The organism is Burkholderia lata, from assembly GCF_902499335.1.
Lineage (GTDB): Bacteria > Pseudomonadota > Gammaproteobacteria > Burkholderiales > Burkholderiaceae > Burkholderia > Burkholderia lata_B.
In genome coordinates, this window is record NZ_CABVQK010000009.1 from 347,159 (window position 1) to 368,862 (window position 21,704).

The following is a 21,704-nucleotide window of genomic DNA, read 5'->3' on the forward strand; positions in this document are numbered from 1 at the left end:
ACTGGGGCACGCCGTCGTGCGGCGGTTACGCCTCTTCGGACCAGGACATCCCGTCGCGCGCGAGCAGCGCCGACGAAGCCGCGGGCCCGAACGTGCCGGCCGTGTACAGGCGCGGCCGGTCGCCGAGCTGCTTCCAGCCGTCGAGGATCGGCTCGACCCACGACCATGCGGCTTCGAGCTCGTCACGGCGCATGAAGTGCGTGAGGCGGCCGCGGATCACGTCGATCAGCAAACGCTCGTATGCTTCCGCACGCCGCTCCGGAATCGCCTGCTGCAGGTCGAGGTTCAGGCTCACGGGCACCATGTTCATCCCGCTGCCCGGTTCCTTTGCGAGCATCTGCAACTGGATCGACTCTTCCGGCTGGAGCTGGATCACGAGGCGGTTGCTGTAGTGGCGCGGGCCGGTCGGGATGATCGAGAACGGCATGTCCGCGAACTCGATCACGATTTCCGACTGGCGGCGCTGCAGTCGCTTGCCGGTGCGCAGGAAGAACGGCACGTTCGCCCAGCGCCAGTTGTTGAGGTGCGCGCGCAGCGCGACGAAGGTTTCCGCGCGGCTGTCCGCCGGCACGTTGTCTTCCTCGAGATAGCCCTTCACCGGCTGGCCGTCGACCGCGCCGGCCGTGTACTGGCCGCGCACCGTGTCGCGCGCGACGTCCGCCACCGCCATCGGCCGCAGCGAGCGCAGCACCTTCAGCTTTTCGTCGCGCACCGCGTCCGGGTCGAGCGACACGGGCGGCTCCATCGCGACGATGCACAGCAGCTGCAGCAGGTGGTTCTGCACCATGTCGCGCAGCGCGCCCGTGTGGTCGTAGAAGCCTGCGCGGCTGCCCACGCCGACCGTTTCCGCCACCGTGATCTGCACGCTGCGGATGCTCGGCGCCTGCCACAGCGGCCCGAAGATCGGGTTGCCGAAGCGCAGCACCATCAGGTTCTGCACGGTTTCCTTGCCGAGGTAGTGGTCGATCCGATAGATCTGCGATTCCTCGAAGTGCTTGCCGACCGCATTGTTGATCGCCTTCGCGGACGCGAGATCGTGGCCGAGCGGCTTTTCGAGGACGACGCGCGAATGCTCGTCGACGAGGTGCGCGGCCGACAGGTTGTCGCAGATGGTGGTGAACAGCTCCGGCGACGTCGACAGGTAGAACACGCGGATCGCATCGCCGCGCGCCGCTTCCGCGAGCCGCAGGTAGTCTTCCGGCGCATTCACGTCGATCAGCACGTACTTGAACAGGTCGAGGAAACGGCTCCAGGCTGCGGGATCGAACGCCTTCTCGTCGATGAACGGGCGCGACTGCTCGTCCATGAACTTGCGATAGCCGTCGATGCCCCAGTCGCGGCGGCCGACCGCGATGATGCGCGTCTCGGGCGGAAGGTTGCAGTGCAGGTGCGCCATGTACAGCGCGGGCAACAGCTTGCGGGCGGCCAGGTCGCCGCCGCCGCCGAAGATGATCATGTCGACGGGCCGTTCGGCTCCGGTCTGGGTAGGCTGATTCGTCATGGGAGGTTCGCGGTTTGAAACGGGGAACGTGAAACGAACGTCGAGGCACCGGGCGCCGATACGTGAACGCACCAGTACGTGAAAACGCTAATAGTGCACGGTTTTGATGGATTGCGTATGGGTTCCCCCGGATGTAACAGGGCTTGCATTTCGCATGATCGCTCCATTATGATTGAGCGCTCACTCATTAAAGGAATCGAACGTGGCCCGACCGCGCAGTCCCGACAAGCACGAAGCCATTCTCGCCGCGGCCGCACGCGCGCTCGCCGAGGACGGCGCGACGGCGACGACCGCGCGTATCGCGCGGCTCGCCGGCGTGGCGGAAGGCACGGTGTTCACGTACTTCGAGACCAAGGACGCGTTGCTGAACGCGCTGTACGTGAGCCTGAAGGCGGACATGCGCGACGCGATGATGACCGCTTTCCCGGAAGGCGCGACGGCCGAGCAGGCGCTGCGGCACGCGTGGAACGGCTATGTGTCGTGGGGTGTCGCGAATCCGGACGGGCGGCGCGCGCTGCAGCAGCTGGGTGTGAGCGGGCGCGTCGACGACGCGCACCGCGCGGCCGGGGCCGAAGGTTTCGGCACGATCCGCGCGTTGCTGGAGGCGCAGATCGATGCGTCGGGCGGACTGAAGCCGGACGAGGCGCACGCGTTCTGTGCGGCGCTGTTCACGTCGATCGCCGAAACGGCGATGGAGTCGGTCGCACGCGATCCGGCACGGGCCGATGCGTACCGGGAGGCCGGGTTTCGTGCGTTGTGGGCCGTGTTGCACGCGGTGTGACGCAAAGGGTTGCCATCGTGGCGGCGCGGGTGGTTTCACGCGCTGCGGCGATGACGGAAGCAGGTTCAGGCAGGGTGATGGCGGTCGTGAACGACCGCGACATCGCCGTTATTAATGAGTGAGCAATCATTCATTTTGTGATTTCATCACGATCAAGGAGTGGAAAATGTCGAAAGTCTGGCTGGTGACAGGGGCCGCGCGCGGCCTGGGGCGAGCGATTTCGGAAGCCGTGCTGGCGGCGGGCGACCGGCTGGTGGCCGGCGCGCGCGATCCCGCGCGGCTGGCCGATCTGGCCGAGCGTCATGGTGACCGTCTGCTGCCGGTCGCGCTCGACGTTACCGACGAAGCGGCGGCTGCGCAGGCCGTCGCGGCCGCACGCGACGCGTTCGGCCGTATCGACGTGCTGGTGAACAACGCGGGCTATGGCCATACGGCGCCGTTCGAGCAGATGGGCGCCGACGATTTCCGCGACCAGATCGAAACGAACCTGTTCGGCGTGATCAACCTGACGCGTGCGGTGCTGCCGACGATGCGTGCGCAGCGCGCGGGGCACATCTTCCAGGTGTCGTCGGTCGGCGGGCGCACGTCGACGGCCGGCTTGTCCGCGTATCAGGCCGCGAAGTGGGCGGTCGGCGGGTTCAGCGACGTGCTGTCGAAGGAAGTCGCGCCGTTCGGCGTACGCGTCTGCACGCTCGAGCCGGGCGGGATGCGCACGGAATGGGCTGCGCAGGCGAAGCGCGACGTCGACGGCCTGCTGCCTGACTACCAGCCGTCGGTCGGGAAGATTCTCGAGTTGCTTGGCGCGTACGGCGGCCACGAAGTCGGCGATCCGGCGCGGATCGCGGCGCGGATCGTCGAGCTGTCGCGCCGCGAGGATGTGCCGATGCGTTTGCTGCTCGGCGGTGATGCGCTGTTCGTGTGCGAGCAGGCGGAGAAGCAGCGCGCGGAAGAGGCCGCGCGGTGGCGCGACACGACGCTGTCGACGCAGTTTCCGGATGCGCAGCTGCCTGCCGGGCTGGAAGCGCTGAAGGGGCTGGAGTGAGCGCTGACATTCGTGGCGCTACCCGGGCAGCGTGAGCGGCTGACCGATGCCGGCGCATGTACCTGCGTGCAGGCATCGGCCGGCCGCGCCCATGCGATCGACGGGCGCGGCCGATGTATCAGGCGGCCTGTTCCACCAGTGCCTGCAGTTCCTGCCCGGCCTTCTCGATCGCCGCTTGCGCCGCATCGGCACCCGATACGGTGCCTTCCACGCGTACTTCGCGGACGTCGGTCATGCCGATGAACCCGAGCAGATGCTTCAGGTAGCCGGACTGAAAGTCGAAGGGCGCATACGGGCCTTCGGAAAAGACGCCGCCGCTTGCAGTGACCAGATACACCGTCTTGCCTTCCAGCGTGCCGGTGAAACCGCTTTCGCCATAGCGAAACGTGACGTGCGGCCAGATCACGCGGTCGAACCACGCGCGCAGCTGCGTGGACGGGCCGAAGTTGGTCATCGCGGAGCCGATCACGACGATGTCGGCGGCGCGCAGTTCGTCGACCAGCGCTTGCGCCAGCCCGACGGCCTGTGCCTGTTCGGGGCTGCGCGCCTCCGGCGGCAGCGTGCGGCCGGCGATGTACGCGTCGTCGATATGCGGAAGCGGATCGGTGGACAGGTCGCGCAGGGTGATGGTGCCGGTTGCGTTGCGCGCCGCGAGTTGTCGCGCGAGGTCGTGCGCGAAGCGCGTGGACAGGCTGTCGGTGCTGCGGGGGCTGGATGTGATCAGCAGGATGCGGCTCATGAGCGTTCCTTTAGGGCTAAGATAAGAACCAGGTAACTTTTGATAACTTGGTTACCAAAAAGCATGTGGAATGCTAGGGTTCGCGCCCGGGCACCACAAGAACGCACAGGGTTGTGCCCCAGTTACATCGATGTTCCCGCCACCATGCCCCGACCCAGCGATAACGACTGCCAGGCGACACGCCAGATCCTCGACCGGATCGGCGACAAGTGGAGCCTCTACATCATCGCGACGCTGAACGACGGTTTGCGGCGCTTCAACGAGCTGAAACGCGAGATCGAGGGGATTTCGCAGCGCATGCTGACGCTGTCGTTGCGCGGGCTGGAGCGCGACGGGCTGGTCACGCGGACGGTGTTCCCGACGATTCCGCCGCGTGTCGACTACGCGCTCACGCCGCTCGGCGAAACGCTGCTGGAGCCCGTGATGACGCTCGTCAGGTGGGCGGAGAAAAACAAGCAGCCGATTGCGCAAGCGCGCGAGCGTTTCGACGAGGCGACCGATGCGACGCCGGCGCCGGGCGAGGGCGTTGTTTATCGCAGTCGATAGGGCGCGACGGGGCTGCTCCGTCACGCCCGCGCGGCCGAACGGCGTGTGCGCTCAGCGCCCCAGCGCGTAGAACTCCGCATTCGGTCGCATGTTCGTCACGTTCGCGATGCGGTTGGACATCCCGAAGAAAGCGGAGATCGCCATGATGTCCCACACGTCTTCTTCGACGAAACCATGCGACTTGAGCGCGTCGAAATCCGCTTCGCCCACCAGATGCGCGGCTTGCGACACCTTCATCGCGAAGTCGAGCATCGCCTTCTGCCGGGCGGTGATGTCGGCCTTGCGGTAGTTGGTGGCGACCTGGTCGGCGATCAGCGGATCCTTCGCGCGAATGCGCAGGATCGCACCGTGCGCGATCACGCAGTACTGGCACTGGTTCACGCTGCTGGTGGCCACGACGATCATCTCGCGTTCGGCCTTGCTCAGGTTGCCCGGCTTGTCCATCAGCGCGTCGTGGTACGCCATGAACGCGCGAAACTCGTCGGGGCGATGCGCAAGCGTCAGGAATACGTTCGGGATGAAGCCCGACTTTTCCTGGACGGTCGCGATGCGTTCGCGAATGTCCTCGGGCAAGTCTTCGAGCGCGGGCACGGGAAAGCGGCTGATGGGGGCGGTGTTTGCGGCGGTCATGAGGTCTCCTGGATAAAGTGGCGCGGGTGCTCTCGATGCGCGAGCCGCCGGCCTAACAAAGAATCGCCGGTGGTCGTCAGCGGCGTCACGCGTTGACGTCGACGACGATGCGGCCGCGAACCTTGCCGTTGATCAACTCCCCGGCAAGCGGGATGACGTCGCCCAGGCCGACCTGATGGCTGATCGCGCCCAGCTTCTCGACGTCGAGGTCGGACGCGAGCCGGCGCCACGCTTCCAGGCGGTCGGCGCGCGGGCACATGACGCTGTCGATCCCGACGAGCGTAACGCCGCGCAGGATGAACGGCGCGACGGTCGCGGGAAAATCCATGCCGGCGGCCAGGCCGCAGGCCGTCACGACACCGCGGTACCGCGTGGTCGCACACACGTTGGCGAGCACGTGGCTGCCCGCCACGTCGACCGCGCCGGCCCATCGTTCCTTGCCGAGCGGCCTGCCGGGCTCGCTGAATTGCGAGCGCTCCAGGATTTCCGCCGCGCCGAGCTGCCGCAGGTAGTCGGCATCGGCGGGGCGGCCGGTCACCGCAACGACGCGGTATCCCAGCTTGGCGAGAAGGGCGGTGGCGACGCTGCCCACCCCGCCTGCCGCGCCGGTCACCACGATTTCGCCGTCGTCAGGGCGCACGCCATGCCGTTCCAGTGCCATCACGCACAGCATTGCGGTGTAGCCCGCCGTGCCGATGGCCATCGCCTGTTGCGGAGAAAAGGCAGACGGCAGCGGCACCAGCCAGTCGCCGTCGACGCGGGCTTTCTGCGCGAGGCCGCCCCAGTGCGTTTCACCGACGCCCCAGCCGTTGAGCACGACCTGGTCGCCGGGGCGATAGTCCGGGTGCGTGCTCGCTTCGACTTCGCCGACCAGATCGATGCCGGGCACCATCGGGAACTTGCGGACCACGGGGCTCTTGCCGGTGATCGCCAGCCCGTCCTTGTAGTTCAGCGTCGAATAGCCCACGCGTACCGTCACGTTGCCGGCGGGCAACTGCGCGTCGTCCAGCGTCTGGAGCAGGGCCTGCTGGCCGGTTTCATGCCGGTCGATCACGATGCCTTGAAACATGTGTCCTCCTTTCTAGACCGATCGTCTAGTTAATGGCAAAAAAATTCAGCGGCGCGGTAGTCCATTGAAGAAAAACTGCGCGAACAGGGTCAGCGGCTTGTCGCTGCGCTCGAGCTTCGCGCGCAGCACGGCGCCTTCCCAGCCGATCCAGAAGAATGCAGCCAACTCGGCGGGATCGGCCGAACGGGCCAGTTCGCCGGCTTGCTGCGCGGCGGCCAGGCATTCGGCGAGGCGGCGTTGCCAGTCCTCGAACGTGGTGCGCAGGCGGGCGCGGAAACTTTCGGGCAGCGCGCCCATTTCCTGCCCGAGATTGCCGATCAGGCAGCCTCGGCTGTAGGCGTAGCGGGCCATGCCGTCCCGGGCATCGTCGACGAACGTGCGCACGCGCTGCAGCGGCGAGCGCGCCGGGTCGCTGAAATGACGGTCCAGCTTGCGCGCGAAGAAGTCGGCATAGCGGTCGATCAGTTCGAGGCCGAACGCTTCCTTGTTGTCGAAGTAGTGATAGAAGGAGCCCTTGGGCACGCCGGCGCGCCCGAGGATCTCGTCGAGCCCGGTGGCCGAGAAGCCCTTTTCAGTGAGCACTTCCAGCCCGGTGCGCAACAGCATGTCCCGCGTGGCGACGAGGTCCTCGTGCTGCTTCGGTGGCCTGCCGCGACGGCGAGGCGGATCAGTTCGAACGTCCATGTGCGAATAATAGACCGTTCGTCTCAAAAATAAACGGGTCGCGTAGCGAGCGTGTTCGGTGAGGTCGACCCGGCGAGCGGTGTCCGTATTAACCCTGATTAAAAAACCTTATCGCGGTGAAAAATTCCGCATCTTATTGAACCGATATCGGCTCGCTATAGTGGCTCGCTTTCCCGCACGCACCTGTTGCGTGCGCAGACAAACAGCTGGAGCCCCTTGATGACCACCGATACCCGATTCACCGAAGTCGAGGATCTGATGCCCGCCGCCGGCGGGTTGCGCGAGATCCGTCACCACATCCATCACCATCCCGAACTCGCGTACGAAGAGCACGACACGGCCGCGCTCGTCGCCGAGAGGCTCGAACAGTGGGGCTGGCAGGTGACGCGCGGGGTCGGCAAGACGGGCGTGGTCGGCACGCTGCGCGTGGGCGACGGCACGCGCAGCATCGGCATTCGCGCCGACATGGACGCGCTGCCGATCATCGAGGCGACGGGGCTGCCCTATGCGAGCGGCACGCACGGGAAGATGCACGCCTGCGGCCACGACGGCCACACGACGATGCTGCTCGGCGCCGCGCAGCACCTCGCGAAGACACGCAACTTCTCCGGCACCGTGCACCTGTATTTCCAGCCGGCGGAAGAGCATGGCGTCGACAGCGGCGCGAAGAAGATGATCGACGACGGTTTGTTCGAACGCTTCCCGTGCGATGCCGTGTTCGGCATGCACAACCATCCGGGCGCGGCACCGGGCGTGTTCCTCACGCGGCGCGGCCCGTTCATGTCGGCCGGCGACAAGGCGATCATCACGATCGAAGGCGTCGGCGGCCACGCGGCCCGGCCGCACCTGACGGTTGACCCGGTGGTCGTCGCGGCGAGCATCGTGATGGCGCTGCAGACGATCGTCGCGCGCAACGTCGACCCCGCGCAGCCGGCGGTCGTCACGGTCGGCTCGATGCACGCGGGCACCGCGAACAACGTGATCCCGAACGGCGCGCGCCTCGAACTCAGCGTGCGCTCGTTCAGCCCCGACGTGCGCGCGCTGCTCAAGCGCCGCATCACCGAGCTGGCCGAAACGCAGGCCGCGAGCTACGGCGCGACCGCGAACGTCGAGTACATCGAAGGCTATCCGGTCGTCGTCAATACGGATGCCGAAACGGATTTCGCCGCGCAGGTGGCGCGTGAACTCGTCGGCGACGCGCACGTGGTCGAGCAGACCGACCTGCTGATGGGCAGCGAGGATTTCGCGTTCATGCTGCAGCAGCGGCCGGGCTCGTTCGTGCGGCTCGGCAACGGCGAAGGCGAGGACGGCTGCATGGTGCACAACCCGAAATACGACTTCAACGATCGCAACCTGCCGATCGGCGCGGCGTACTGGACGCGTCTCGTGGAGCGTTACCTCGGGCGGTGATGCCGGCGGCGGGGCGAGCGGCCGGCGCTTCCGGCCGCATTGAGAGGAGACGACAACGATGCAGAAAGACCATCTCGCGCTGCACCCCGCGTCGACGGGGGCTGCCGAAACCAGCGTGACGGGCGCCCCTGCCGTCACGCAGCGCGGCGCAATCGCCGCGGCCGTGATCGGCAACTGGCTGGAATTCTTCGATTTCACCGTGTACGGTTTCTTCGCGGTGCTGATCGGCAAGCTGTTCTTCCCGTCGAGCGACCCGACCACGTCGCTGCTGCTGTCGGTCGCGACGTTCGCCGCCGGCTTCTTCACGCGGCCGCTCGGCAGTGTCGTGCTCGGCGTCTACGCGGACCGCAAGGGGCGCAAGGCCGCGCTGAACCTGACGATCATGCTGATGGCGCTCGGCACCGGCCTGATCGCGATCGCGCCGACGTACGCGCAGGTGGGCGTGGCCGCGCCGCTGCTGGTCGTGTTCGCGCGGCTGATGCAGGGCTTCTCGCAGGGTGGCGAATTCGGCGCGGCGACGTCGACGCTGCTCGAACAGGGCGGCACGTCGCGCCGCGCGTTCCGCGCGAGCTGGCAGCTCGCGACGCAGGGCGGCGCCGCGCTGATGGGCTCAGGCTTCGCGGCGCTGCTGTCGAACACGATGACGAAGGACGCGCTCGAAAGCTGGGGCTGGCGGCTGCCGTTCCTCGTCGGCGTGCTGATCGCGCCGGTCGGCATGTATCTGCGCCGCCGGCTCGCCGACGATGCGCCCGGCGACAGCCATCACGGCATCGAACGCGGCGTGCTGCACGAGCTGTTCTCGAAGCACACGCGCACGGTGCTGCTGCTGATGCTCACGGTGATGGGCGGCACCGTGTCGACCTACATCCTGACCTTCTACATGCCGACCTACGCGATCCACACGCTCGGCCTGCCGATGAAGCTGTCGATGTTCGTCGGCGTCGCGTCGGGCTGCGTGATGCTGGTCACGTGCCCGCTGTTCGGCTGGCTGTCGGACAGGCTCGGCAGCCGGCGCCTGCCGATCTTCGTCGGCCGCGGCGTGCTGGTCGCGCTGCTGTTCCCGGCGTTCTGGCTGATGAACCATCATCCGACGCTGTCGGTGATCCTGCCGCTGACCGCGCTGATGCTGCTGTTCTATTCGCTCGGCTCGGCATCGGAAATGGCGCTGATGTGCGAGTCGCTGCCGCGCCACGTGCGCGCGACCGGCATCTCGATCGCGTATGCGCTCGCGGTGACGATCTTCGGCGGCACCGCGCAGCTGATCGCGACCTGGCTCGTGAAGACGACCGGCAGCAAGCTCGCGCCGGCCGGTTACGTGGCCGCGTGCGTGGTGCTGTCGCTGATCGCGGTGGCGATGCTGCGCGAGACGGCGCGGGATTCGATCGACTGACACAAAGCGCGGCGCGGCACGTCGGGCGGCAAGCGGCAATACGCGCTTATCGCCCGCGCACCACCCTCAGGTACGACGCGAGCATCGTCGCGAGTTCCTGCGCGGCCGGCGTCAGCGGCACGGCCGCGCGCTGCAGCAGGCAGATGTCCTGCGATTCGGCCTGTTCGCGCACGGGCACCTTCGCGAGCGCGCCGGCAAACGGCCTGTGCCGCGTCACGGCTTCGGTTTCGAGCGACAGGCAATCGGTCTGCGTGACGAGCTGCAGCGTCTCGAACATTCCTTCGACGGTGGCGAGGATCTTCGGCGGCGGCAGCCCGTGCACGTCGAAGTACGCGAGCAGCCGGTTGACGACGGGGTCCGCGCTCAGGTTCGGCGAGCGCGTCGACACCCACGCGTAGTCGGCCAGTTCGGCGAGCGATCGCGCGTGCATCGCCGGATGCCCGTTGCGGCACACGACCACCGGCGCGGATGCACGCAGCGGCGTGACCGCGAGATCGATCGTGTCGGTCTGCTTCGAGACCAGCGCGATCGCGAAATCGACCGCGTTTTCCCTCAGCCAGCCGATCATCATCCGCGACGTGCCGGTGCGCAGATGCACGTCGACCTTGTCGAAGCGCGCGCGGAACGCGCTCAGCACCGGCGCGAACGCATCGATCAGCGGTTCGGCCACGAGGCCGAGCGTGACGGTGCCTTCGTACGCGCCGCTCAGTTGCCGGATCTCCCGCTCGACCTGCTCGCATTCGCCGAGGATCGAACCGGAGCGCGCAAGTAGCCGCTGGCCGACGGCCGTCGGCACGATCCCGCGATTGGTGCGCGTGAACAGCGTCGCGCCGAGCGTCGCCTCGAGGCTCTGCAGTTGCTGTGTGACGCCGCTTTGCGCGAGATCGAGCGCGCGCGCGGCGGCGCGCAGGCTGCCGTGCTCCACGACGGCCTGGAAGATGCGGAGCTGGGAGAGCGTGAACGCCATGGGCAAGCGCGAAGCCGGTGATCGGGAAAAGTGATCATGATAAGGCAGCGGGCGATTCCGGCGGCGGCGCGTGCGCACTACGATCGCAGGCAGTCCGGCTCGTGCCGTTTGCCCATCGTCCCGCCCTTCGTCGACCATGAAACGTACTCTCCTTCCGCTCGTTTCCTTGTGCCTTGCGTTCGCGGCCGGCGCCGCACATGCGCTCGATGCGCGCCCCGTGCGCCTCGGCATCGATCCGACCTATCCGCCGATGGATTCGAAGGCGCCCGACGGCAGCCTGAAGGGCTTCGACGTCGATCTCGGCAACGAGATCTGCCGCCGCGCGCAGTTGCGCTGCCAGTGGGTCGAGCTCGAATTCTCCGGGATGATTCCGGCGCTGCAGGCGCGCAAGATCGACGCGATCCTGTCGTCGATGGCGATCACCGAGAAGCGCGAGAAGCAGATCCTGTTCTCGTCGAAGCTGTTCCGCTTCAAGTCGCGGCTCGTCGCGCGGCCCGCAAGCGGTGTCGACAGCACGACCGCGTCGCTGGCCGGCAAGCGCGTCGGCGTGCAGTCGGGCACGCAGTTCGAATCGTGGGCGCTCGCGCACTGGGCGCCGGCCGGTATCGGCGTGGTGCCGTACAAGAGCCAGGACGACGTGTTCGCCGATCTCGTCAACGGCCGCCTCGACGCGGCGCTGCTCGGCACCGTGGAAGCCGACTACGGCTTCCTGCGCACGCCGAAGGGCAAGGGCTTCGCGTTCGTCGGCGCGCCGCTCGACATGGGCGATCGCGGCGTGGGCATCGGCATGCGGCAGTCGGATACGGCGCTCAAGGTGTCGATCGACGGCGCGATCGCGTCGATGCTGAAGGACGGCACGTACGACCGGATTGCAAAGAAGTATTTCGACTTCAACCCGTACGGCGACTGAGCGCCGCAGCGCCACGCCGCCGTTTACCCGCTTCCCCGTTTTCACTAGTTCGAGACCATCGATGCAGATTCGCACCACGCCGCTCCTGTCGCCGTCGATCGGCACGCAGCGCACGCTGACGAGCTTTCATTTCGGGCCGGCCGACACCGGCCGCAAGATCTACCTGCAGGCCGCGCTGCACGCGGACGAGACGCCCGCGATGCTCGCGGCGTTCGTGCTGAAGCAGCGGCTCGCGCAGCTCGATGCCGACGGCCGGCTGGCGGCCGAGATCGTGCTCGTGCCGGTCGCGAACCCGGTCGGCCTCAATCATCATCTGCTCGGGCAATTCATCGGGCGTTTCGATCTCGCGAGCGGCCGCAACTTCAATCGCGGCTTCCTGCCGCTCGCGGAAATCGCCGCGCGTGCGCGTGACCGGCTCGGCGACGACGGCGAACGCAATCGCGCGATCGTGCGCGAATGCGTCGGCGCGGCGCTCGACGAGATCGCGCCGCGCACCGAGTTCGATGCGCTGCAGCTGGCGCTGCTGAAGCTGTCGCTCGACGCCGAGATCGTGATCGACCTGCATTGTTCGCTCGAAGCGGTGATGCACGTGTACACGAGCGACACCGCATGGCCGGAAGTCGAGCCGCTCGCGCGTTATCTCGGCTCGGAGGTGTCGCTGCTCGCCGAGGATTCGGGCGGGCACGCGTTCGACGATGCGCATCACCTGTTGTGGACGCAGTTGCGGCAGCACTTGCCGGTGGGTACGCCGATGGCGGCCGGCACCGTGGCCGTGACGGTCGAGTGCCGCGGCCAGCGCGACGTGACGTACGAATATGCGGAACGCGATGCCGATGCGCTCGTCGACTATCTCGTGTGGCGCGGTGCGGTACACGGCGAACACAAGCCGCTACCGCCGCTCGCTGCACCGGCCACGCCGCTCGCGGGCAGCGAGCAGTTCTATGCGCCAGTGAGCGGAATACTCGTGCACCGTGCGGCGATCGGCGCGACGATCCGCGCCGGCGATCCGCTGTTCGATATCGTCGATCCGCTGACGGATGCGATCACGACGATCTCGAGCGGCACCGATGGCGTGTTCTACATGCGCCGTGCGATCCGGTTCGTCACGGCCGGTGCCCCGCTCGGCCGCGTGACGGGCACGGTGCCGGTGCGCAAGGGGATGTTGCTCGGCGCATGAGCGGTGCGCTGTCCTACAGGCTCACGGCGCAGTTTCGTTCCCGTCAAATTGACCACGGTGCCGCGCATTACTAGATTGTGCGGCGCGGAGTTCGCTCCGTGTTCAGTGAGAGGAACGTTGCAACCGAGTGGAGTTGATACGGGCAGCCCAGGGCTGCCCGTCTTTTTTCCCGGCGTGCCTACGGCAACGCACTGAGGCGAAGGTCGTGAAACAGGTCGTAGACGAGCGTGCGCAGCCACTGATGTCCTTCGTCGCGCTGGTAGCGTTCATGCCAGAACTGCGCGATGTCGGCCGGCGCGGTGTCGAACGGCAGCGGCACGGCGCGTACGTCCTGCAGTCGCGACAGCACACGGGCGAGGCGGCTCGGAATGCACGCGACGAGGTCGCTCGACGACACGATGCGCTCCAGACCGAACGAATGCGCAAGCTGCAGCACGACATGGCGTGTGCTGCCGGCATGAGGCGACAGCGCATAAAGCGCCGCTTCGAAGTGCGCATGGCTGCCGGCCGTGGGCGTGTAGCTCACATGGTCGGCCGCGAAGAACTGCTCGGCGGTGAGCGTCGCGCCGATCGTCGGGTGGTCGTTGCGCACGAGCGCCACGTAGGTTTCGTGGAACAGCCGCTGCTGATGGAAATCGGCGTGCAGCCCGGTGAACATGCCGAGCGCGAGGTCGATCTGTCCGAGCTTCATCATCTGCTGGGCGGCATCGAGCGGCGGATCGGCCGTGACGATCCGGATGCCGGGCGCGACCCGGCGCAGATGTGCGACGAGCGGCGGCATGAAGATCGCCTGCCCGAGATCGCTCGTGTACAGGCGGAAGGTGCGGGTCGACGTGGCGGGATCGAAGGCGCGGCCGGCCTGCAGCGCGGTGCGCAGCGACGCGAGCCCGTCGTCGACGAGCGCCGCGATCGCGTCCGCGCGCGGGGTGGGCTGCATGCCGTCGGCCGTCTTCACGAACAGCGCGTCGTCGAACAGTGTACGCAGCCGCTTCAGCGCGTTGCTGACCGACGGCTGCGTGAGGTGCAGCGCGTCGGCCGCGCGCGTCGTGCTGCGCGTGCGGTACAGCACGTCGAACACGAGCAGCAGGTTCAGGTCGATGTTGCGCAGGTCGGGGTCGTGTTCCATCGCGTCGGTCGGTAGGCGGGCATAGATGCCGTGAATGACGGTATTCAACGCCGCAATTTAACAGGGCGCCGCGGCCCTCCTATGCTGGTTCCGATTCGCCGCGCCACGGTGGCGCGGCGGCCCGGATATCACAGGAGACAGCATGCGGGACAAGATCGCACTCGAGGAGCACTTTGCCACGCCGGACACGATCGGCGATTCCGAACATTACTTTACCGCCGACATCTGGCCGGCGCGACGCCGTCAGCTGCTCGACGTGCAGGAGGAGCGCATCGAGCGCATGGATGCGTGCGGGATCGGCTACGCGATCCTGTCGCTGAACGCGCCGGCTGTCCAGGCGATCACCGACACGGGCCGCGCGATCGACGTCGCGCGGCGCGCGAACGACCTGCTGGCCGAACAGGTCGCGCGCCGGCCGGACCGCTTCGGCGCGTTCGCGGCGCTGCCGCTGCAGGATCCGGACGCCGCCGCGCGCGAGCTGGCGCGTACCGTGACCGAGCTTGGCTTCAAGGGCGCGCTCGTCAACGGCTTCTCGCAGATCGGCCACGCCGGCAACGCGACCTACTACGACCTGCCGCAATACCGGCCGTTCTGGGCCGAGGTCGCGCGGCTCGACGTGCCGTTCTACCTGCACCCGCGCAATCCGCTGCCGAGCCAGCAACTGGCGATCGAAGGCCATCCGTGGCTGATGGGGCCGGCGTGGGAGTTCTCACGTGAAACGGGCGTGCATGCGCTGCGCCTGATCGGCAGCGGCCTGTTCGACGCGCACCCGAACCTGACCGTGATCCTCGGCCATCTCGGCGAACTCGCGCTGCACAACATCTGGCGCACGTCGCACTGGGCGTCCCCGAACGGCAAGAACCCGATGGGCGTGAAGGCGAAGCGATCCTTCATCGATACGTTCCGCGCGCATTTCTACGTCACGACGAGCGGCAATTTCCGCACGATCGCGATGCGCAACGCGATCGACGAGATCGGCAGCGACCGCGTGCTGTTCTCGGCCGACTATCCGTTCGAATCGATGGAAGAGGCGAGCGCATGGTTCGACGCTGCCGAGATCGGCGACAACGACCGGGAGAAGATCGGGCGGGACAACGCGAAGCGCTTGTTCCGGCTCGACTGAACCGGGCGGGCGCCGCCGATTCGTCGGAACAATCCGGCGGCGTGTGGCGGCGCCTGTGTTCGGTGATATCGACTGGAGTTCGCAGTCCGAATGATTGATTGAAGTTGAAATGGATGATCGGCAACGGCCGCAGCAGACGGGCGTGCCGCATCGTCCGCCGCGCGCGATGCACGATGCACGGGCGCGGCGCGGGCCGTCCGGCCAGGATAAAACGAAGGAGACACCCTCTTGCAACCCACCCCCGCATTCGACGTGCAGCGCTGGATCGACGCGCTGCCGTTCTCACGTTTCCAGCTGGCGATTGCCTTGCAGTGTTTCGCCGTGGTCGCGCTCGACGGGCTCGACACCGCGCTGATCGGCTTCGTCGTGCCCGCGCTGCGTAGCGACTGGCATGCCGGCACGGCAGGCATCACGCTGCTGCTGGCGTCCGGGCTGGTCGGCCTCGCGGTTGGCGCGTTCTTCGCCGGGCCGCTCGGCGACCGGCTCGGCCGCAAGCGCCTGCTGATCGGGTCGGTCCTGTCGTTCGGCCTGTTCAGCACGCTGTGCGCGGTCGCGCCGGAGATTCATTCGCTGACGGCGTTGCGCTTCCTGACCGGTGTCGGCCTCGGCGCGGCGATGCCGAACGCGATCGCGATGACGTCCGAGTACAGCCCGCGCGCGCGTCGTGCGCTGGTCGTCACGACGATGTTTTGCGGCTTTACGTTCGGCTCCGCGGCGGCAGGGTTCATCGCCGCGCACGTGATTCCGCGTTACGGCTGGCATGCGATGTTCGTCATCGGCGGGGTGCTGCCGATCGCGCTCGGGCTCGTGATGATCGCCGCGCTGCCCGAATCGATCCGCTTCCTGATTCATCGGCGCGCACCGGCCGCGCAGGTCGCGGCCGTGCTGCGCCGCATGTCGCCTGATGCGCCGGACGGCGTGCAGCGCTTCGTCGCGGACGAGCCGGCTGGTGTCGCGGCACGCTCGCCCGTGTCGCAACTGTTCGCGAGGCCGCTTCGGTTCGGCACGCTTGCGCTGTGGTGTGCGTTCTGGATGAACCTGCTGATCGTCTATCTCGTCACCAACTGGCTGCCCAGCCTGTTTCGCGAAGTGGGCTTCGATCTCGCACAGGCGGCGATCGTCACCGCGATGTTCCAGCTGGGCGGCACCGTCGGCGCGATCCTGCTCGGGCGCGCGATGGACCGCTTCAACGCATACGCGGTGCTGGTGGCCGCGTATCTCGCCGGCGCGCTGTGCGTGTTCCTCGTCGCGTGGCGCTACGACGACCTGCCGTCGCTGTGCGTCGGCATCTTCGGGATCGGCTTCGGCGTTGCCGGCTCGCAAACCGGTGCCAATGCGCTCGCGGCCGATTTCTATCCGACCGGCAGCCGCGTGACGGGCGTGAGCTGGGCGCTCGGCGTCGGCCGGCTCGGCGCGATCGCGGGCTCGTTCGTCGGCGCGCTGGTGATGGCGAGCGCAATGGGGTTGTCGGGTGTCTTCATGCTGCTGATCGCACCGATCGTCTGCGCCGCTGTCGCGATCGGCGCGATGGGGCTGCGTTACGCCCGTGCGGGCGGCTATGCGAAAGCCGTCGAATAAGCGCGAGCAATCACATTCCCCATACAACGAGGAGACCACGATGCAGACGTCGGCAAGCCGCCGCCGCGCGGCCATGACTTTCGCGGTATTGAATGCAGCGGCCGCCAGCGCCGCCCATGCACAGAGCAGCGTGACGCTGTACGGCAGCCTGGATGCCGGCGTTGCGTATGTGAACAATCGCGCGGGCAGCCCGCAGGCCGCGATGCTGCAAGGCGTGATGCAGCCCGACCGCATCGGCTTCCTCGGCAACGAGGAACTGGGTGCGGGCTGGCGTGCCGTGTTCCGGCTCGAGAACGGCTTCGCGACCAACACGGGCGCGCTGATGCGCAGCGGCACGCTGTTCAACCGGCAGGCGTACGTCGGGCTGTCGTCGGAGCGGGCCGGCACGATCACGCTCGGCCAGCAGACCGCGTTCAACTACGACTGGCTCGCGCCGATGGGCAACGGCTTTCAGTCGTCGAACCTGCTTGCGGCTCACCCGGGCAACCTCGACGGGTTGGTCGAGACGACGTCGGCGCAGGAGAGCAATGTCGTGAAATACCGGTCACCCGCGCTGTACGGGATGAGGGTCGGGCTGCTGCTCGGGCTCGGCGGCGTGCCCGGCAATTTTTCGAGCGGGCGCATCGCGGGGGCGGGCATCGATTACGTGAACGGATCGTTCGGGCTCGCCGCGGCTTACGTCAACGAGCACGACCGCGCGCTCGGCCCGATGCTCGGCGATACGACCGCGGGCCTCGGCCTGTCGACGTTCCAGGGGCGTCCGGCGCTGTCGTATGTGGCGGACAAGGTCGAGAACGCGGGCATCGGTGCGCGCTACGACTGGGGCAACGTGCGGCTGCACGCGCTGTACACGTACGTGAGGCTGAAGGCCGGCGCGCAGACGGATTCGTATCGCACGTTCGATGGGGGCGCCATGTGGCAGGCGACGCCGGCCAATTCGGTGGCGGGCGGGATGTCGACGACGTCGTTCATTGGCCGCCGCTATCTGTCGGCTTCGCTCGGGGACGTGTATGCGTTGTCGAAGCGCACGCAGGTCTATCTGCATGCGGTCGTGCAGCAGGCGACGGGGAGTGCGGCGGCGCGCGCCGCGATCTTCGCGATCGGCGCGTCGGGCACGCAGCGGCAGCTCGCGATCGTGGCGGGGATTCATCACTTGTTTTGAGCGGACGGTTGCTAGCCGCGATCGAGGGCGGGTATCCGACGCTTGCTCAACCGTGTGTTGTCACCAGTTTCGAAACTGTCTGTGCCACCTGCTGAACATACGGAACGCGGCACTGATGCGCTTGCCGAAGTGTCGTGAAGCACGGCGAGTGCGCGCCGCTCGACCACGTAACGGGTAGGGTGCCGGTGCGAACTAGCATCGTGCTCGGCGTGTGAGCGGTATGGTGTCCTACAGGAGCAGCGCAATTTCGTTCGTGTCAGATAGACCGAGTCTTGCCCCGTCACTAAATTGTGTTGCGCGGTCATCTCCGTGTTCCGCAGAGGTGACCGCATGGGCAACAGGACGCTTTCCATGACAACCGCGAAAAGAGCTGTCGCGCCGGCCGGCTATGCCGGCGTCCATAGTGGCATTGTCGAATTGCTCGAGGCCGCACGCCATGCGGCGGCACGCAAAGTCAATGCGCTGATGACGGCGAGTTATTGGGAAATTGGCCGCCGCATCGTGGAGGCCGAGCAACAGGGGAAGCGGCGTGCAGGATACGGCGAACAGTTGATCGAGCGGCTGGCGAACGATCTCACTGGACGGTTCGGTCGCGGGTTCAGTCGCCAGAACTTGCAGCAGATGCGGTCGTTCTTCCTGACCTGGCCAATTCGCCAGACAGTGTCTGGCGAATCTTCCTTGGCACCGGTACAGCCGAGGAGGCTTGATGAATTGGCGCAGTGCTTCACGCTGCCGTGGTCGGCCTATGTGCGGCTGCTGTCGGTCAAGGACGATCAGGCCCGCCGGTTCTACGAGGCCGAAGCCCTGCGCGGTGGATGGAGCGTGCGCCAGCTCGACAGGCAGATCGGCAGCCAGTTCTACGAACGCACGGCGCTGTCCAGGGACAAGGCAGCGATGCTGGTCAAGGGCGAGGTCCGCAGGCCGGAGGACGCCGTCACGCCCGACGACGCGATCAAAGACCCTTATGTGCTGGAGTTTCTGGACCTCAAGGACGAGTATTCAGAGTCCGACCTTGAAGGCGCGCTGATCGAGCGGCTGGAAGATTTTCTGATCGAGCTCGGCGAGGGGTTTGCCTTTGTCGGGCGTCAGCGCCGGTTGCGTATCGACCAGACCTGGTATCGGGTGGATTTGCTGTTCTTCCATCGCCGGCTGCGCTGTCTTGTCATCGTCGACTTGAAGCTCGGCAGCCTGACCCATGCGGACGTGGGCCAGATGCACCTGTATTGCAACTACGCCAAGGCGCACTGGACGCTCCCCGACGAGAACCCGCCGGTGGGGCTGATCCTTTGCACCGACAAGGGGCACGCACTCGCGCGGTATGCACTGGAGGGCTTGCCCAACAAGGTCATGGCAGCAAACTATCGAACTGTGCTGCCGGATGCCGAGTTGCTGCAACGAGAATTGGATAACACGCGGCGCATGCTGGAGTCTCGCAGCAGGCCGCTGCGGCGATAGCGGCCGTGTTGGCCTGGCAGAGGGTGTCGATCCGTATCGAAACTACGTCTTTGCCGGCGCGGCGCTAATGGCGGTACAAGGCGGCGGTGCCGTTGCCGCCCATGTCGAGGAACCGGACGGGGCGGTAACGGCTTCATCGTCGCCGAGCGTGACAGCTAGCACTCACCCCCGCCGTGCCACCAGCTCCGACACCGTCTGCGCGGCCTGCTGCAGCGGCCCGAGAAACTCCTTCACCATCTGCTTCGCGGTATGCCGCTGCGCGTTGCCGCTGATGTTCATTGCCGCGATGATCTGGCCGCGCCGGTTGCGGATCGGCGCGGACAACGACATCAGGCCCACCTCGAGTTCCTGGTCGACCACGGCCCAGCCCTGCTGGCGCACCTGGGCGATCGCCGCCTTCAGTTCGCCGAGGTCGGTGATCGTGCGCGGCGTGTGCGCGCGGATGCCGCTTTGCGCGAGCGTTTCGTCGAGCGCGGCGTCGTCGAGCGCGGATAGCAGCACGCGGCCCATCGACGTGCAGTACGCGGGCAGCCGGCTGCCGATCGACAGGTTGATCGTCATGATCTTGCGGGTCGGCACGCGCAGCACGTAGACGATCTCGGTGCGGTCGAGCACGGCCGCCGAGCAGCTTTCGTGGATCTGCTCGGACAATTGCTCCATGACGGGATCGGCGAGATTCCAGAACGGCATCGACGTGAGGTACGCGAAGCCGAGCTCGAGGATCTTCGGCGTGAGCCGGAACAGCCGGCCGTCGGCTTCAACGTAGCCGAGCGTCTGCAGCGTGAGCAGGATCCGGCGCGCGCCCGCGCGCGTGAGCCCGGTGGCCGAGGCGACCTCGGTGAGCGTCTGCTCCGGACGGGCCGCGTCGAACGCGCGGATCACCGCGAGGCCGCGTGCGAACGACTGGACATAGGAGTCGCCGGGTTTCGTCTGAGTGTCTTCGGTTGTCATGAGCGCCTGGAATATCGTGCAGCCGAGAAGATAGCGCATGGGGCCTGACACGCCAACCGCCCGGCGGAACGGGCGCTTGACAGGTCGTCCCCGCACTCCCTATGATGCGTTGAACGTTCGATACACGATCTTATGTTCGTATATAGAACATTTAAGCGCATCCCGGCGGGCAATGCAAGGGGGGCGCCCTGTTCATTCCCCAGCCTGTCCTGGGACCGGAGACACTGATGACCGAAGCTTTTCTGTGTGATGCGATCCGTACGCCGATCGGGCGTTACGGCGGTGCACTGTCGGGCGTGCGCGCCGACGACCTGGGTGCGGTGCCGCTCAAGGCGCTCGTCGAGCGCAATCGCGACGTCGACTGGACGGCGATCGACGACGTGATCTACGGCTGCGCGAACCAGGCCGGCGAGGACAACCGTAACGTCGCGCGCATGTCGGCGCTGCTCGCGGGCCTGCCGCAGGGCGTGCCGGGTTCGACGATCAACCGCCTGTGCGGTTCCGGGATGGATGCGGTCGGCGTGGCCGCCCGTGCGATCAAGTCCGGCGAGGCCGCGCTGATGGTCGCGGGCGGCGTCGAGAGCATGACGCGCGCACCGTTCGTGATGGGCAAGGCCGCGAGCGCATTCGCGCGCCAGGCCGACATCTACGATACGACGATCGGCTGGCGCTTCGTCAATCCGCTGATGAAACAGCTGCACGGCGTCGATTCGATGCCCGAGACGGCCGAGAACGTCGCGGTCGACTACAACATCAGCCGTGCCGACCAGGACCTGTTCGCGTTGCGCAGCCAGCAGAAGGCCGCGCGTGCGCAGCAGGACGGCACGCTCGCCGAGGAAATCGTCGCGGTCACGATTCCGCAGAAGAAGGGCGATCCGCTGGTCGTGTCGCGTGACGAGCATCCGCGCGAGACGTCGCTCGAAACGCTGGCGAAGCTGAAGGGCGTCGTGCGCCCGGACGGCTCGGTGACGGCCGGCAACGCATCGGGCGTCAACGACGGCGCCGCCGCGCTGCTGCTCGCGAACGAAGAAACCGCGAAGCGCTTCGGCCTGACGCCGCGCGCACGCGTGCTCGGCATCGCGACGGCCGGCGTCGCGCCGCGCGTGATGGGCATCGGCCCCGCACCGGCCACGCAGAAGCTGCTCGCCCGGCTCGGGATGACGATCGACCAGTTCGACGTGATCGAGCTGAACGAGGCATTCGCATCGCAAGGTCTCGCGGTGCTGCGCATGCTCGGTGTTGCGGATGACGATCCGCGCGTGAACCCGAACGGCGGTGCGATCGCACTGGGCCATCCGCTCGGCGCATCGGGGGCGCGTCTCGTGACGACCGCAATGTACCAGCTGCATCGCACCAACGGCCGCTTTGCGCTGTGCACGATGTGCATCGGCGTCGGTCAGGGCATCGCGATCGCGATCGAACGCGTCTGACCTGCGTGTCGCGGCGAAGCGGCAGGGCACCAG

At 67.0% G+C, this 21,704-nt stretch carries 20 protein-coding genes; 12 read left to right on the forward strand and 8 right to left on the reverse strand.

Annotation, left to right across the window (positions count from 1 at the left end; genetic code table 11):
- Positions 1-25 precede the first annotated feature (25 nt).
- On the reverse strand, positions 26-1,501 hold the full coding sequence (gene zwf, locus BCO18175_RS23795; RefSeq protein ID WP_174916346.1) for a glucose-6-phosphate dehydrogenase: 1,476 nt from the start codon (positions 1,499-1,501) through the stop codon (positions 26-28).
- Positions 1,502-1,703: 202 nt separating this feature from the next.
- Between zwf and BCO18175_RS23800 the strand changes: the two genes are divergently transcribed.
- Both BCO18175_RS23800 and BCO18175_RS23805 read left to right on the forward strand, forming a co-directional pair.
- On the forward strand, positions 1,704-2,282 hold the full coding sequence (locus tag BCO18175_RS23800; protein ID WP_174971210.1) for a TetR/AcrR family transcriptional regulator: 579 nt from the start codon (positions 1,704-1,706) through the stop codon (positions 2,280-2,282).
- 166 nt (positions 2,283-2,448) lie between these two features.
- Positions 2,449-3,324 (forward strand): SDR family NAD(P)-dependent oxidoreductase, encoded by an 876-nt coding sequence (locus BCO18175_RS23805; protein WP_174984612.1) that lies wholly within the window; start codon positions 2,449-2,451, stop codon positions 3,322-3,324.
- 118 nt (positions 3,325-3,442) lie between these two features.
- Here the strand turns inward: BCO18175_RS23805 and BCO18175_RS23810 are convergent, their stop codons facing one another.
- Entirely contained in the window at positions 3,443-4,063 is a 621-nt protein-coding gene (locus tag BCO18175_RS23810) for an FMN-dependent NADH-azoreductase (RefSeq protein ID WP_174984614.1), read from the reverse strand.
- 111 nt (positions 4,064-4,174) lie between these two features.
- Between BCO18175_RS23810 and BCO18175_RS23815 the strand changes: the two genes are divergently transcribed.
- Positions 4,175-4,609 (forward strand): winged helix-turn-helix transcriptional regulator, encoded by a 435-nt coding sequence (locus BCO18175_RS23815; protein WP_438820508.1) that lies wholly within the window; start codon positions 4,175-4,177, stop codon positions 4,607-4,609.
- Between the two features lie 51 nt (positions 4,610-4,660).
- Here BCO18175_RS23815 and BCO18175_RS23820 read toward each other — a convergent pair whose 3' ends face one another.
- The 3 genes from BCO18175_RS23820 to acuR form a co-directional block, all read right to left on the reverse strand.
- Positions 4,661-5,239 (reverse strand): peroxidase-related enzyme, encoded by a 579-nt coding sequence (locus BCO18175_RS23820; protein WP_174971202.1) that lies wholly within the window; start codon positions 5,237-5,239, stop codon positions 4,661-4,663.
- Positions 5,240-5,324: 85 nt separating this feature from the next.
- Positions 5,325-6,308, reverse strand: a complete 984-nt coding sequence (acuI, locus tag BCO18175_RS23825; protein ID WP_174984616.1) for an acrylyl-CoA reductase (NADPH) — start codon at positions 6,306-6,308, stop codon at positions 5,325-5,327.
- Positions 6,309-6,353: 45 nt separating this feature from the next.
- The gene (gene acuR / locus BCO18175_RS23830; RefSeq protein WP_174984619.1) at positions 6,354-6,992 is read right to left on the reverse strand and encodes an acrylate utilization transcriptional regulator AcuR; all 639 of its coding nucleotides are present in this window, start codon (positions 6,990-6,992) and stop codon (positions 6,354-6,356) included.
- A gap of 219 nt (positions 6,993-7,211) precedes the next feature.
- On the opposite strand from acuR, the gene BCO18175_RS23835 reads away from it, so the two are divergent.
- The gene (locus BCO18175_RS23835; RefSeq protein WP_174984622.1) at positions 7,212-8,402 is read left to right on the forward strand and encodes a M20 aminoacylase family protein; all 1,191 of its coding nucleotides are present in this window, start codon (positions 7,212-7,214) and stop codon (positions 8,400-8,402) included.
- A gap of 58 nt (positions 8,403-8,460) precedes the next feature.
- On the forward strand, positions 8,461-9,792 hold the full coding sequence (locus BCO18175_RS23840) for an MFS transporter (protein ID WP_174984625.1): 1,332 nt from the start codon (positions 8,461-8,463) through the stop codon (positions 9,790-9,792).
- A 46-nt stretch (positions 9,793-9,838) separates the two neighbouring features.
- Here the strand turns inward: BCO18175_RS23840 and BCO18175_RS23845 are convergent, their stop codons facing one another.
- The gene (locus BCO18175_RS23845; protein ID WP_174984629.1) at positions 9,839-10,759 is read right to left on the reverse strand and encodes a LysR family transcriptional regulator; all 921 of its coding nucleotides are present in this window, start codon (positions 10,757-10,759) and stop codon (positions 9,839-9,841) included.
- A gap of 136 nt (positions 10,760-10,895) precedes the next feature.
- On the opposite strand from BCO18175_RS23845, the gene BCO18175_RS23850 reads away from it, so the two are divergent.
- Together BCO18175_RS23850 and BCO18175_RS23855 are read left to right on the forward strand one after the other, a co-directional pair.
- Positions 10,896-11,669, forward strand: a complete 774-nt coding sequence (locus BCO18175_RS23850; protein WP_174984632.1) for a transporter substrate-binding domain-containing protein — start codon at positions 10,896-10,898, stop codon at positions 11,667-11,669.
- A gap of 61 nt (positions 11,670-11,730) precedes the next feature.
- Positions 11,731-12,846, forward strand: a complete 1,116-nt coding sequence (locus BCO18175_RS23855) for a succinylglutamate desuccinylase/aspartoacylase family protein (protein ID WP_174984636.1) — start codon at positions 11,731-11,733, stop codon at positions 12,844-12,846.
- A 178-nt stretch (positions 12,847-13,024) separates the two neighbouring features.
- On the opposite strand, the gene BCO18175_RS23860 is transcribed toward BCO18175_RS23855, so the two are convergent.
- Positions 13,025-13,972: a LysR family transcriptional regulator gene (locus BCO18175_RS23860; protein WP_174916335.1), complete on the reverse strand. Its 948-nt coding sequence runs from the start codon at positions 13,970-13,972 to the stop codon at positions 13,025-13,027.
- A 142-nt stretch (positions 13,973-14,114) separates the two neighbouring features.
- Here BCO18175_RS23860 and BCO18175_RS23865 point away from each other — a divergent pair, with 142 nt between their 5' ends.
- The 4 genes from BCO18175_RS23865 (at position 14,115) to BCO18175_RS23880 (ending at position 19,290) form a co-directional block, all read left to right on the forward strand.
- The gene (locus BCO18175_RS23865) at positions 14,115-15,095 is read left to right on the forward strand and encodes an amidohydrolase family protein (protein ID WP_174984639.1); all 981 of its coding nucleotides are present in this window, start codon (positions 14,115-14,117) and stop codon (positions 15,093-15,095) included.
- A gap of 228 nt (positions 15,096-15,323) precedes the next feature.
- The gene (locus BCO18175_RS23870; RefSeq protein WP_174984642.1) at positions 15,324-16,673 is read left to right on the forward strand and encodes an MFS transporter; all 1,350 of its coding nucleotides are present in this window, start codon (positions 15,324-15,326) and stop codon (positions 16,671-16,673) included.
- Positions 16,674-16,713: 40 nt separating this feature from the next.
- Positions 16,714-17,835, forward strand: a complete 1,122-nt coding sequence (locus BCO18175_RS23875) for a porin (protein ID WP_174984645.1) — start codon at positions 16,714-16,716, stop codon at positions 17,833-17,835.
- Between the two features lie 351 nt (positions 17,836-18,186).
- Entirely contained in the window at positions 18,187-19,290 is a 1,104-nt protein-coding gene (locus tag BCO18175_RS23880) for a PDDEXK nuclease domain-containing protein (protein ID WP_174984683.1), read from the forward strand.
- 162 nt (positions 19,291-19,452) lie between these two features.
- On the opposite strand, the gene BCO18175_RS23885 is transcribed toward BCO18175_RS23880, so the two are convergent.
- Entirely contained in the window at positions 19,453-20,241 is a 789-nt protein-coding gene (locus tag BCO18175_RS23885; protein ID WP_122948127.1) for an IclR family transcriptional regulator, read from the reverse strand.
- A 227-nt stretch (positions 20,242-20,468) separates the two neighbouring features.
- On the opposite strand from BCO18175_RS23885, the gene pcaF reads away from it, so the two are divergent.
- Positions 20,469-21,671 (forward strand): 3-oxoadipyl-CoA thiolase, encoded by a 1,203-nt coding sequence (gene pcaF, locus BCO18175_RS23890; protein WP_174916330.1) that lies wholly within the window; start codon positions 20,469-20,471, stop codon positions 21,669-21,671.
- The last annotated feature ends 33 nt before the right edge of the window (positions 21,672-21,704 follow it).

Excerpts from the sequence above, each read along its gene's own strand:
- zwf (WP_174916346.1), bottom strand. The coding sequence starts at position 1,501 with ATGACGAATCAGCCTACCCAGACCGGAGCCGAACGGCCCGTCGACATG.
- BCO18175_RS23805 (WP_174984612.1), top strand. The coding sequence starts at position 2,449 with ATGTCGAAAGTCTGGCTGGTGACAGGGGCCGCGCGCGGCCTGGGGCGA.
- BCO18175_RS23810 (WP_174984614.1), bottom strand. The coding sequence starts at position 4,063 with ATGAGCCGCATCCTGCTGATCACATCCAGCCCCCGCAGCACCGACAGC.
- BCO18175_RS23820 (WP_174971202.1), bottom strand. The coding sequence starts at position 5,239 with ATGACCGCCGCAAACACCGCCCCCATCAGCCGCTTTCCCGTGCCCGCG.
- acuI (WP_174984616.1), bottom strand. The coding sequence starts at position 6,308 with ATGTTTCAAGGCATCGTGATCGACCGGCATGAAACCGGCCAGCAGGCC.
- acuR (WP_174984619.1), bottom strand. The coding sequence starts at position 6,992 with ATGGACGTTCGAACTGATCCGCCTCGCCGTCGCGGCAGGCCACCGAAG.
- BCO18175_RS23835 (WP_174984622.1), top strand. The coding sequence starts at position 7,212 with ATGACCACCGATACCCGATTCACCGAAGTCGAGGATCTGATGCCCGCC.
- BCO18175_RS23840 (WP_174984625.1), top strand. The coding sequence starts at position 8,461 with ATGCAGAAAGACCATCTCGCGCTGCACCCCGCGTCGACGGGGGCTGCC.
- BCO18175_RS23845 (WP_174984629.1), bottom strand. The coding sequence starts at position 10,759 with ATGGCGTTCACGCTCTCCCAGCTCCGCATCTTCCAGGCCGTCGTGGAG.
- BCO18175_RS23850 (WP_174984632.1), top strand. The coding sequence starts at position 10,896 with ATGAAACGTACTCTCCTTCCGCTCGTTTCCTTGTGCCTTGCGTTCGCG.
- BCO18175_RS23855 (WP_174984636.1), top strand. The coding sequence starts at position 11,731 with ATGCAGATTCGCACCACGCCGCTCCTGTCGCCGTCGATCGGCACGCAG.
- BCO18175_RS23860 (WP_174916335.1), bottom strand. The coding sequence starts at position 13,972 with ATGGAACACGACCCCGACCTGCGCAACATCGACCTGAACCTGCTGCTC.
- BCO18175_RS23865 (WP_174984639.1), top strand. The coding sequence starts at position 14,115 with ATGCGGGACAAGATCGCACTCGAGGAGCACTTTGCCACGCCGGACACG.
- BCO18175_RS23875 (WP_174984645.1), top strand. The coding sequence starts at position 16,714 with ATGCAGACGTCGGCAAGCCGCCGCCGCGCGGCCATGACTTTCGCGGTA.
- BCO18175_RS23880 (WP_174984683.1), top strand. The coding sequence starts at position 18,187 with ATGACAACCGCGAAAAGAGCTGTCGCGCCGGCCGGCTATGCCGGCGTC.
- BCO18175_RS23885 (WP_122948127.1), bottom strand. The coding sequence starts at position 20,241 with ATGACAACCGAAGACACTCAGACGAAACCCGGCGACTCCTATGTCCAG.
- pcaF (WP_174916330.1), top strand. The coding sequence starts at position 20,469 with ATGACCGAAGCTTTTCTGTGTGATGCGATCCGTACGCCGATCGGGCGT.